We start from the raw sequence: 1980 nt of genomic DNA, 5'->3' as shown, positions 1-1980 counted from the left end.
AGTCGGGTCAGGACAGGACGAAGTATCGCAGCCAGAGGTACGGCGCGGCGACGAGGATTGTGATCGCGGTCATCACCACGCCTTTGCGGGTGAATTCCCAGAAGCTGATCGGGTGACCTGCTCGCAGTGCGATGCCGATGGCGACGACGTTCGCGCTGGCGCCGACCGCTGTGGCGTTGCCGCCGAAGTCCGCACCCGCGGCCAGCGCCCACCACAGCGCATGGGCGTGCGCAGGATCGCTGACGTTCTTGGTGAGGTCGAGGACGACCGGGCTCATGGTCGCGACGTACGGGATGTTGTCGACGATGCCGGACAGGACCGCGGACACCACCAGGATCAGCATGACGGCGAGCAGCGGTCTGCCGCCGGTCGCGTTGCCGACGCGGTCGGCGAGGTTGCCGATGACGCCGGTCTTGACCAGGGCGCCGACCATGATGAAGAGGCCGGCGAAGAACAGCAGGGTCTGCCATTCGACGCTGCCCATGTAGTCCTTGGTCGGCACCTTGGAGATGAGCACGAGCAGCCCGGCGCCGAGGAGCGCCACGGCGGCCGGCTCGATGTGGAACAGCGCGTGCCCGATGAAACCGGCGAACACCGCGAAGAGAACGGCGCCGGACTTCACGAGGAGGCGGGTGTCCTGGATCGCCTCCCGCTCGTTCAGCCGCAGGACGTTGTCGACCTTGTCCGGATCGACGGCGAAGGAGCCCTTGAACAGCCGGGGGAGGACGAGGATGAACACGATCAGCGTGATGACGACCAGCGGCGTCAGGTGGATGAGGAAGTCGTTGAACGTCAGCCCCGATCGGCTGGCGATGATGATGTTGGGCGGGTCGCCGATGAGTGTCGCGGTGCCGCCGATGTTCGAGGCCATCACCTCGGCGATGAGGAACGGGACCGGGCTGATGCCGAGCCGGTCGCAGACCAGCAGCGTGACCGGCGCGATCAGGAGCACGGTGGTCACGTTGTCGAGGAACGCCGAGGCGACCGCGGTGATCAAAGTGAGCAGGATCATCACCCGAAGCGGCGATCCCTTGGCACGTTTGGCCGCCCAGATGGCGACGTACTCGAACACTCCGGTACGGCGGAGGATGCCGACGATGATCATCATCCCGAGCAGCAGGAAGATGACGTTCCAGTCGATGCCGGTGTCGGGGGAGTAGAACGCGTGATCGGTGTCGGTCACTCCGAGGGCGAACAGCACCGCCGCTCCGCCGAGCGCGGCCAGCAGTCTGTGCGTCCACTCGGTCGCGATCAGGACGTACGCGATCAGGAACACGACGATGGCGATCACGGTCATGTGATCACCGGTCGGTCGGTCAGTGCGGTGTCGCGACCAGCTCCAGCAACCGCGACGCGGTGATCGCGCCGATGATCTCCTTGCCTTTCATGACCGCGACCAGTGGGCAACGGAGGCGGGCCATGATCGCGGCGACCTCGAGCACGGTGTCGTCGTGGTTCACAACCGGTAGTTCGACCGGCTCCGGGGGCAGCAGCTGGCGAACGGTGACGTTGGCGAGCTTGTCGGCGACCCGGTCGGCCAGCGACTCGTCGATCACCCGCGCCAGCGACGGGTCGTCCTGGACATAGCTGGGGACCAGGAACCGCACCACCTGCGACGCGGGCAGCACAGAGTGCGGCTCGCCGTTGGAGTCCACGACGATCAGGCCGGGCAGCCGCCGCGAGGCGAGTAGCTCCACAGCTTCCTGCGCGTCCGAATCCAGGCCGATGACCGGGAACTCCTCCGCCATTTGCTCTCCGTGCACATCTGCACGATACGCGCAGTCCCCAGGAGCCACAGTGGGCCAGGAAGCCGCACGATTCTGCCCGCGCCACCCAGCCTCCCCGGAGGTCGTCAACCAGCCCGCACCCCGGCTCGGGGACGAGCACTGCCGACCAGACTTCCCGGCGCTCCAGGCCCAACCCTCTCCCATCAAGCAGGCGATACGCAAACACCCAGCGCCGTGTCCGCGGTGCGGCGAA

The 1980-nt window shown here is 66.7% G+C and carries 2 protein-coding genes; both read right to left on the bottom strand.

The genetic code is table 11. The features are described 5' to 3' along the window. Positions 1 to 7: 7 nt before the first annotated feature. Entirely contained in the window at positions 8 to 1297 is a 1290-nt protein-coding gene (locus ACZ3HV_RS44490; protein WP_465693940.1) for an ArsB/NhaD family transporter, read from the bottom strand. Positions 1298 to 1316: 19 nt separating this feature from the next. Further along, a complete protein-coding gene (locus ACZ3HV_RS44485; RefSeq protein WP_465693939.1) occupies positions 1317 to 1748 on the bottom strand; it encodes a CBS domain-containing protein in 432 nt (143 codons plus the stop codon). Positions 1749 to 1980 lie beyond the last annotated feature (232 nt).

The sequence above is a fragment of the Kribbella sp. NPDC020701 genome (genome assembly GCF_055562215.1).
The sequence above is the reverse complement of the archived record's forward strand: the minus strand, read 5'-3'. Positions and strand labels throughout refer to the sequence as shown.